Annotated in this window: 8 protein-coding genes; 6 read left to right on the top strand and 2 right to left on the bottom strand. The window is 66.6% G+C overall.

What is annotated here, in order from left to right:
- Positions 1 to 53: 53 nt before the first annotated feature.
- The 4 genes from P2Q66_RS13900 to dapF are packed head-to-tail and all read left to right on the top strand — an operon-like array spanning position 54 to position 4,010.
- Positions 54 to 560, top strand: coding sequence for a regulatory protein RecX (locus P2Q66_RS13900; protein ID WP_275729008.1), 507 nt, complete (start codon positions 54 to 56; stop codon positions 558 to 560).
- Positions 561 to 563: 3 nt separating this feature from the next.
- On the top strand, positions 564 to 2,123 hold the full coding sequence (miaB, locus tag P2Q66_RS13905; RefSeq protein ID WP_275729000.1) for a tRNA (N6-isopentenyl adenosine(37)-C2)-methylthiotransferase MiaB: 1,560 nt from the start codon (positions 564 to 566) through the stop codon (positions 2,121 to 2,123).
- 3 nt (positions 2,124 to 2,126) lie between these two features.
- Positions 2,127 to 3,023 carry a tRNA (adenosine(37)-N6)-dimethylallyltransferase MiaA gene (gene miaA / locus P2Q66_RS13910; RefSeq protein WP_275729002.1) on the top strand — a complete coding sequence of 299 codons (897 nt, stop codon included), beginning with the start codon at positions 2,127 to 2,129 and terminating at the stop codon, positions 3,021 to 3,023.
- Positions 3,024 to 3,065: 42 nt separating this feature from the next.
- Positions 3,066 to 4,010: a diaminopimelate epimerase gene (gene dapF, locus P2Q66_RS13915; protein WP_079595475.1), complete on the top strand. Its 945-nt coding sequence runs from the start codon at positions 3,066 to 3,068 to the stop codon at positions 4,008 to 4,010.
- On the opposite strand, the gene P2Q66_RS13920 is transcribed toward dapF, so the two are convergent.
- Positions 3,982 to 4,605 (bottom strand): methyltransferase, encoded by a 624-nt coding sequence (locus tag P2Q66_RS13920; RefSeq protein ID WP_079595474.1) that lies wholly within the window; start codon positions 4,603 to 4,605, stop codon positions 3,982 to 3,984. The genes dapF and P2Q66_RS13920 overlap by 29 nt on opposite strands.
- A gap of 445 nt (positions 4,606 to 5,050) precedes the next feature.
- Between P2Q66_RS13920 and hflX the strand changes: the two genes are divergently transcribed.
- Entirely contained in the window at positions 5,051 to 6,628 is a 1,578-nt protein-coding gene (hflX, locus tag P2Q66_RS13925) for a GTPase HflX (protein ID WP_079595473.1), read from the top strand.
- Positions 6,621 to 8,678 carry an ATP-dependent DNA helicase gene (locus P2Q66_RS13930; RefSeq protein ID WP_079595472.1) on the top strand — a complete coding sequence of 686 codons (2,058 nt, stop codon included), beginning with the start codon at positions 6,621 to 6,623 and terminating at the stop codon, positions 8,676 to 8,678. The genes hflX and P2Q66_RS13930 overlap by 8 nt, the downstream gene beginning before the upstream one ends.
- A gap of 77 nt (positions 8,679 to 8,755) precedes the next feature.
- On the opposite strand, the gene lexA is transcribed toward P2Q66_RS13930, so the two are convergent.
- Positions 8,756 to 9,148: transcriptional repressor LexA (gene lexA / locus P2Q66_RS13935; protein WP_275729005.1), on the bottom strand; the 393-nt coding region annotated here is incomplete at its 5' end.

The following is a 9,148-nucleotide window of genomic DNA, read 5'->3' on the forward strand; positions in this document are numbered from 1 at the left end:
GCGGGTTCGAGGATCCTGAGGCTCCGGGGTTTGGCGATGCCGAGCCCGATCCGGTGTCGGTTGCGCAGGCCATCGTCTACCGCCAGCTGACTGCTTCTGCCAAGAGCCGGCTGCAGCTGGCACGCAAACTCGCCGAACGGAACATCCCGGAAGACGTCGCCGAGGCGGTGCTGGACAAGTTCGAGGAAGTCCGGCTGGTTGATGACGCCGAATTCGCCGACATGTGGGTTCGCAGTCGCTCCCAGTCCCGGAAGCTGGCAAAGGGCGCGCTCCGGCGTGAACTCGCTGAGAAGGGCATCGACCCGGAGACTGCCAGCGCAGCGCTGGAGCAGCTCTCTGACGCCGACGAGGAAGCTGCGGCGCGGACCCTGGTGGAACGGAAGATCCGTCCGGGAACGGACCTCGGCGACCGGGCTGAGCGGGACAAGGCAACCCGGCGCATGGCGTCCATGCTTGCGCGCAAGGGCTACCAGCCATCCCAGGCATTCCGGATCGTCGGCGAGGTCCTCGATTCGCACGCCGCTCCCGACAATGACCAGCCGGGAAGCCGGTACCCTTAACAGGTGAGTTTGACCATTCCTTCCCCCCTTTCCGGCGCCAACTCCTCCGAAGAGAGCGCACCCGCTGTGCTGTCCGGCGGACATAAGCCGCGCACGTACCAGGTGCGGACGTTCGGCTGCCAGATGAACGTGCACGACTCAGAGCGCATGGCCGGAATGCTCGAGGACGCCGGCTACATCCCCGCCGACGGCGAGCAGGCGGATGTTGTGGTGTTCAACACCTGTGCGGTGCGTGAAAATGCCGACAACAAGCTCTACGGCAACCTGGGCATCCTGGCACCCGTGAAGGCGGCCAACCCCGGAATGCAAATCGCGGTGGGCGGATGCCTTGCCCAGAAGGACCGCGAAACCATCCTCAAAAAGGCGCCCTGGGTGGACGCCGTCTTCGGCACCCACAACGTGGGCGCCTTGCCTGCCTTGCTGGACCGTGCCCGGCACAACAACGAGGCCCAGCTGGAAATCCTGGAATCCCTGGACGTTTTCCCGTCCACGCTTCCCACCAAGCGGGACTCCGTCTACTCGGGCTGGGTGTCCATTTCGGTGGGCTGCAACAACACCTGCACGTTCTGCATCGTGCCCGCTCTCCGGGGCAAGGAGAAGGACCGGCGCCCCGGCGACATCCTTGCCGAAATCCAGGCTCTCGTGGACGACGGCGCCATCGAGGTCACCCTCCTGGGCCAGAACGTCAACTCCTACGGTGTGGAGTTCGGTGACCGGCAGGCCTTTTCCAAGCTCCTGCGGGCCTGCGGCGACATCGAAGGCCTGGAACGCGTGCGGTTCACCAGCCCGCACCCCGCAGCTTTCACTGACGACGTCATCGACGCCATGGCAGAAACCCCAAATGTCATGCCGCAGCTGCACATGCCGCTGCAGTCCGGCTCTGACGGCATCCTGCGCGCCATGAAGCGCTCCTACCGGTCAACGAAATTCCTGGGCATCCTGGACAAGGTCCGCGAAAAAATCCCGCACGCCGCCATCTCAACGGACATCATTGTGGGCTTCCCCGGTGAAACCGAGGAAGACTTCCAGGCCACCCTGGACGTGGTGGAGAAGTCCCGTTTCGCCACGGCATTCACGTTCCAGTACTCCAAGCGTCCGGGTACGCCCGCCGCAGACCTGCCGGACCAGCTGCCCAAGGCCGTAGTCCAGGAACGCTTCGAACGGCTCACCGCCCTGCAGGACCGGATCGCCGCGGAAGAAAACCGGAAGCAGCTGGGCCGCCGCGTGGAAGTCATGGTCACCGCGCAGTCCGGACGGAAGGCGGGGGAAACCCACCGGTTGTCCGGCCGGTCCCAGGACCAGCGGCTGGTGCACTTTTCCGTGCCTGACGGCGCGCCGGCCCCGCGCCCCGGTGACCTCGTGACAGTCACCATCACCGAGGCTGCCGCCTTCCACCTCGTGGCCGACCCCACCATCGGTGACTACAGCCTCCGCCGGTCACGAGCCGGCGACGCCTGGGACAGGTCCCAGGCGGATTCCTGCGGCGCGCCTGCACCCGGCTCCGGTGCCGGCCGCACGGGAGTCTCCCTTGGCATGCCGTCGCTGCCGCTGCGCACCCGCTGACCGGTGGGCACCCCGCCAGTCATCGCCGTCGTTGGCCCCACCGGTTCCGGAAAGTCTGACCTGGCCGTCAGCCTTGCCCTTGAGCTGGACGGCGAAGTGGTCAATGCCGACGCCATGCAGTTCTACCGCGGCATGGACATCGGCACCGCGAAGATCACCCAGGCCGAACGCAGGGGAGTACCGCACCATCTCCTGGACATCCTGGACGTCACGCAGGAAGCGAGCGTCTCCGATTTCCAACAACAGGCGCGGCAGCTCATCGGCGAAATCCACGCCCGGGGAAAGCGGGCCATCCTGGTGGGCGGGTCGGGTCTCTACGTGCGGGCCGCACTTGATGTCCTGGAATTCCCGGGAACCGACCCGCAGCTGCGCCAGCGGCTGGAGGCAGAGCTCGTTGCCCAGGGTACGTCAGCTCTCCTCGCCCGGCTCCATGCAGTGGACCCGGTCTCGGCCGGCCGGCTGTCCGATGACAGGCGGATCATCCGGGCCCTGGAGGTTTATGAACTGACCGGCCGTCCCTTCAGCTCCTTCATGCCGCAGCGGGAGTACGTCCAGCCTGCCGTGCAAATCGGCCTCGCTGTGGACCGCGAGGCACTCCGGGAGCGTCTGGCGCTGCGGGTCCATGCGATGGTGGACAACGGTTTGCTGGCCGAGGTGCGGCGACTCGACGCACAAGGGCTGCGCGAAGGAAAAACAGCACCCCGGGCGCTCGGCTACTCCCAGTTCCTGCAGGTGATCGACGGTACAGCGACCCAAGCGGAGGCAGCCGAAGACACCATCGTTGCCACCCGCCAGTTCGCACGCCGCCAGCTCACCTGGTTCCGTGCCGACCCCCGGATCAGTTGGCTGGACTGGCAGGACCCGCAGTTGCTTGTCCGGGCCGCGGCGCTCTCCCGGTAGCCGGTTTCCAGCCCGCCGGGCACGGCCGGTACCCTTGGATCCATGGATGCAACCCTGGCAGAGACCACCGCGCCCGCTTTCCGCACGCTGGGCGGACTCCGCTTCTCAAAGGGGCACGGCACGGGCAACGATTTTGTCCTGGTAGCCGATCCCGAGGGTGCCCACACCATCACGGCCGACCAGGTTGCGGCGCTGTGCGACCGGCACCGCGGCATAGGCGGCGACGGCCTCATCCGGGCCGTGCCCTCGCGGTTCCTCCCCGAGGGGCGTGAACTGCTGGCCGGCACCCCCGAGGCAGAGTGGTTCATGGACTACCGGAACGGCGATGGCTCACTCTCGGAGATGTGCGGCAACGGCGTCCGCGTTTTCGTCCACTTCCTCCGCTCGGAGGGCCTCATCGACCTTCCCGACGGCGGTGCCCTCACCATCGGCACCCGGGGCGGGGCCAAGACGGTGGTCCGTACCGGCGATGACTACGCGGTGGACATGGGTCCCTGGGAATTCATCTTTCCCGGTGAGGCCACTGCCAAGGCCATGGATTCCCTGGTGACCGCCGACGGCCTGGAAGTTCCGCGCCCGGCACTGTCCGTCAGCATGGGCAATCCGCACACGGTGGTTGCCCTTGCCGAGTTGTCGGAACTGGCGGGAACCCGGCTGTTCACTCCGCCGAGCGTCGAGCCCGTTCCCGCCAACGGGACCAACGTGGAGTTCGTTGTTCCGTCCGAACCACTGGTCCACGACGGCGTCGGGTCCGTCACCATGAGGGTCCACGAACGCGGTGTGGGGGAGACCCAGTCCTGCGGTACCGGGGCCTGCGCCGCCGCCGTCGCCATCCGGCACTGGGCCGGCGCGGAAGCACCTGACACCTGGCGGGTCCATGTCCCCGGAGGAGTGGTGGGCGTCAAGTTCTTCGCCGGCCCCGGAGGGCACGAGCATGTCGAGCTCAGCGGCCCGGCCGTTATTGTGGCAACCGGGACGCTTTCCTGACCTTCAGGATCCGGAAGGACTTTGACGTTGATTCCCGGGTCACGGTGAAGGTGCTGCCGAGTTCGGCCGCCAGCCACCGCTGAAGGGAATCCGATCCCAGGTTCTTCTGCACCACCAGCCAGGCGGTACCGCCGGGCGCCAGCCGTGGCAGCCACAGGGTCAGCAGACTGTGCAGCTCATCCTTGCCGATCCTGATGGGGGGATTCGACCAGATGGTGTCGAAGCGTACGTCCGGGTCCACTGCCTCCGGCGTGCTGGCAACAACGTTGGACAGGCCCAGCGCAGCGGCGTTTTCGTTGGTCAGCGCGATGCACCGCTCATTGACGTCCACGGCATAGACCTGGGCGTGCGGTGCCCGCAGGGCCATGGTGAGGGCGATCGGGCCCCAGCCGCAGCCAATGTCCAGCAGGTTGCCCGTGGGGGCTGGCGCCGGAACTTCGGCCAGGAGGATGGCCGTTCCCTTGTCGATCCCGTCCGGGCTGAAGATGCCGCTGGAAGTCTGCAGCCTGCGCGTTTCACCGGCCAGTTCAACAGTGAGGGGCTTGCGGGTAAAGGGGCCGGCGGGCGATGCGCTGAAATAGTGTGCGGACTCCATAACTGGCCAGAGTAGTTCCCCTTGCAGCGTAATGGGAAACTGCCCCCAACCACGCTCTGCTAATCTGGGAGGCATGTTCCTGATCTTCGAGTAGCCGGCACGGGCAAAGCCCGTCCCGAAGCCTGTCCTTCCGCGACAGCCTGTCCCGCAGCGATGCAGGTTATTCCTTCCGCTTGTGCACCGGACCAGACGCATCCCCGTTTGCTCCGGCAGCCGGACAACACTCGAAAGTCAGCTTTCCGCTGGTCCTCTCGCCGTTTTTCCGGCCCGTTCCGTTCCGCCGCCCGTACTTGGTGCGGCACGTCCGCCGCCGCCCCTTCCCGGCCGCCGGCGCAAAACTTCCCAGGAGAACCGCATGACCGCAGGCCGTCAGCCCAGCGCGAATACTTCCCCACAGACCAGCAATCGGCACTATTCTGGAAATGCCGAACCTTCAAAGGAGACCATGACCAGCCAGCCCAACACCGGATCCGATTCAGCCGCCCAGGACATGAGTCCTGAGGAAATCCAGGCTGTTATCGACCGGATTCTCTCCAAGGACGTACCGGCCAAAAACCTCAGCACGCCCCGCACCGACGAACGCGGAGACGGGAAGGTGCTGGGCAAGGCCCAGGCCATTTCCCGCCTGGATGAAGAACACACCACGTTCGACGGCGACCAGCAGGACCTCGAGGAACGCCGCGCACTGCGCCGCACGGCAGGTCTTTCCACCGAACTCGAAGACGTCACCGAGGTCGAGTACCGCCAGCTCCGCCTTGAGCGCGTCGTCCTCGCCGGGCTCTGGTCCGACGGAACCCTCGCCGACGCCGAGAACTCCCTGCGGGAGCTTGCAGCCCTCGCGGAAACGGCGGGCTCCGAGGTCCTGGACGGCCTCGTGCAGCGCCGGGCCAAGCCGGACCCCGGAACGTTCCTGGGCTCCGGAAAAGCCCTGGAACTCAAGGACATCGTGATGTCCACCGGTGCGGACACCGTGGTGGTGGACGCCGAGCTTGCCCCGTCCCAGCGGCGCGGGCTTGAAGACATCGTCAAGGTCAAGGTCATCGACCGCACGGCACTGATCCTGGACATCTTCGCCCAGCACGCCAAGAGCCGCGAAGGCAAGGCGCAGGTTGAGCTTGCCCAGCTCGAATACCTGCTTCCCCGCCTCCGCGGCTGGGGCGAGTCCATGTCCCGCCAGGCAGGTGGCCAGGTGGGCGGCGCAGCGGCAGGTATGGGTTCCCGCGGTCCCGGTGAAACGAAGATCGAACTGGACCGCCGGCGGATCCGCACGCGCATGGCCAAGCTGCGGCGCGAGATCGCCGCGATGAAGCCTGCCCGCGAAACCAAACGCGCCAACCGCCGTCGTAATGCCGTCCCGTCCGTGGCCATCGCCGGGTACACAAACGCCGGAAAGTCCTCGCTGCTCAACCGGCTGACGGACGCCGGCGTCCTGGTGGAGAACGCCCTGTTCGCCACGCTGGACCCCACAGTCCGCAAGGCTGAGACGGCGGACGGCCTGGGGTACACCCTGGCCGACACCGTGGGTTTTGTCCGGTCGCTGCCCACCCAGCTCGTGGAGGCATTCCGCTCCACCCTGGAGGAGGTTGCGGACGCTGACCTGATCCTGCACGTGGTGGACGTGTCGCACCCGGACCCGGAAGGGCAGATCGCCGCAGTCCGCAAGGTCTTCAGCGAAGTGGATGCCCGCAAGGTTCCCGAAATCATCGTCCTGAACAAGGCCGATGCCGCGGATCCCTTCGTAGTGGAACGGCTGAAGCAGCGCGAACCGCGCCACGTGGTGGTGTCGGCGCGCACCGGTGAAGGAATCGCAGAGCTGCTGAAAGCGATCAGCGACGCCATCCCGCGGCCCAGCGTCAAGCTGGAACTGCTCATTCCGTACAACCGCGGTGACCTGATCAGCAAGCTCCACGAGTCGGACGCCGAGATCATCAGCGTGGACCACGTTGAGGCAGGTACCCGTGCCGTGGTGATGGTGCGGGAAGGCCTCGCGGCCGAACTGGAATCATTCATCAGCAATGACTGACGCCGTGGCCGGCGAAGCCACGGACACGGCCGGCGGGCAGTTCGTTATCGAACTGCTCGACCGGGCCGTGGCCGCCATGGGCGGCCAGAGCCGCGCGGGGCAGCACGAGATGGCCAAACAGGTTGCCCAGGCCATCGAAACAGGCAACCACCTGCTCGTCCAGGCAGGAACGGGTACCGGTAAGTCGCTGGCCTACCTGATACCCCTGATCGCGCACGCCCTGGAGAGCAACAAACCCGCCCTGGTCTCCACGGCAACGCTGGCGCTGCAGACGCAGATCGTGGGCAGGGACCTGCCCCGGCTCCTCAAAGCCATCACGCCTGCCCTTGACCGGCCCGTCAAAGTGGCCCTGGTGAAGGGCCGGTCCAATTACGTCTGCCGGCACAAGCTGGAGGGCGGGTTTCCATCCGAGGAACCTTCCGAGGGCCAGCTCTTCTCGCTGGGGGAGGACACCAGCGTTCCCCACTTCGCAGCTACGGTGGGTGGACCCGCGTCCCAGCTCGGAAAAGAAGTGGTGCGCCTTCGTGAATGGGCGGAGAAGACCGCAACCGGCGACCGTGACGAACTCCTGCCCGGCGTAACGGACCGGGCATGGCGACAGGTGTCAGTGACGTCGATGGAATGCCTGGGCGCCCAGAAGTGCCCGATGGCTGCGGAATGCTTCAGCGAGCTTGCCCGGCAAGACGCCGCGGAAGCCGACGTTGTGGTCACCAACCACGCGATGCTGGCTGTCAGCGCTTTCGAGGGCCTGGCGGTCCTTCCCGAATACGACGTCGTGGTGGTCGATGAAGCCCATGAACTCCAGGACAGGGTCACGGGTGCGGTGTCGGGCCAGCTTTCGGTGGCTATGATCCACGCGGCAGCTTCCGGGGCGCGGAAGCATACGGCCATCACGGTGGATGCGCTCAACGCCGCAGCCGCCAATCTTGAGCTCGCCCTCGCGGGCGTGCCTAACGGGCTGCTTCCGAACGGGCTGAATGACGAACAGCTGGACTGCATCGACCAGTTGCGTGAGGCCTGCCGCGCGGCGCTGTCCGACTCCAAGGGGGACAGCAGCACCACGGCCGACGGCGGCAGGCAGCTTGCGCGGTCCCGTCTGATGCTCATCCTGGAACTTTGCGAACGGCTCCTCGCTGCCCGCGAGAACCGGGAGGTGGTGTGGTTTTCCCGCGCCAGCTCCTTTGATCCCGCCCAGGGCTATTCACAGCCGGACGAAACAGCGCCGGCCCTGATCAACATCGCACCGCTGTCCGTCGCCGGACGGTTGCGGGAGGGGCTTTTCGCCGGCCACACCGTGGTCCTGACGTCTGCCACGCTTGCCATCGGGTCCGCGTTTGAACCGGCCGCAGGCGGGCTGGGCCTGGTGGGCGAGGGTGCACCCAGCTGGACCGGCGTGGACGTGGGATCGCCCTTCGACTACCCGAAACAGGGCATCCTCTACGTGGCCGGGCATCTGCCCAAGCCCGGCCGCGGTGCGTCCCCTGAATCCCTGGCTGAGCTGGAGGCGCTCATCCGCGCGTCGGGCGGCGGAGCGCTCTGCCTCTTCTCCTCCAGACGCGCCGCTGAAGAAGCGGCCGAGGCCCTCCGGCCCAAGCTGGGCGTGACCGTCCTTTGCCAGGGCGACTCCACCATGACCGCCCTGGTCAAGCAGTTCGCCGACGAGCCCGACACCTGCCTGTTCGGCACCATGTCCCTCTGGCAGGGAGTGGATGTGCCGGGCGGATCCTGCCGGCTGGTGGTCATCGACCGGATTCCGTTCCCGCGGCCGGATGATCCCCTGATGACAGCGCGTTCCCGGGCGGTGGCCCAGGCGGGCGGAAACGGTTTTATGTCGGTCTCGGCAACCCACGCCGCCATTCGGCTGGCCCAGGGAGCCGGCCGGCTGATCCGGTCCACCGGCGACAAGGGAGTGGTGGCAGTGCTGGATTCCCGGCTGGCCACGGAGCGGTATGCAGGTTTCCTGCGGGCTGCCCTGCCGCCGTTCTGGGCCACCACGGACCGGAAGACCGCGGTGGCGGCCCTTGAGAGGCTGGCCGGGGAGTCCAACTGAAAAGACGGCACCATGCCCGGGATCCGGGAATGGTGCCGTCTTCTTACAGCATGTGGCTGTAACAGGCCCTGTTGTTCCTAGAGTGAGCGCAGGACCGAGACCACTTTCCCCATGATGGTGGCGTGGTCGCCAAGAATGGGTTCGTACTGCGTGTTCTGCGGGAGCAGCCATGTGTGGCCGTCACGCTGGCGGAAGGTCTTGACGGTGGCTTCATCGTCCAGGAGCGCGGCCACGATGTCGCCGTTGGCGGCGTCCGCCTGGCGGCGGACCACCACCCAGTCGCCGTCGCAGATGGCTGCGTCCACCATGGAGTCACCAGCCACCTTGAGCATAAAGAGCTCGCCCTGGCCCACCAGTTGGCGGGGCAGCGGCATGACATCCTCCACCAGCTGGTCCGCCAGGATGGGGCCGCCGGCAGCAATGCGGCCAACCAGGGGAACCATTGCCGTATCCAGTGCCGTGGGCAGCGC

This window comes from Arthrobacter sp. Cr_A7, from assembly GCF_029222765.1.
GTDB lineage: Bacteria > Actinomycetota > Actinomycetes > Actinomycetales > Micrococcaceae > Arthrobacter.

Coding starts and splice junctions, on each gene's coding strand:
- hflX (WP_079595473.1), top strand. CDS start 5,051: ATGACCAGCCAGCCCAACACCGGATCCGATTCAGCCGCCCAGGACATG.
- P2Q66_RS13920 (WP_079595474.1), bottom strand. CDS start 4,605: ATGGAGTCCGCACACTATTTCAGCGCATCGCCCGCCGGCCCCTTTACC.
- dapF (WP_079595475.1), top strand. CDS start 3,066: ATGGATGCAACCCTGGCAGAGACCACCGCGCCCGCTTTCCGCACGCTG.
- P2Q66_RS13930 (WP_079595472.1), top strand. CDS start 6,621: ATGACTGACGCCGTGGCCGGCGAAGCCACGGACACGGCCGGCGGGCAG.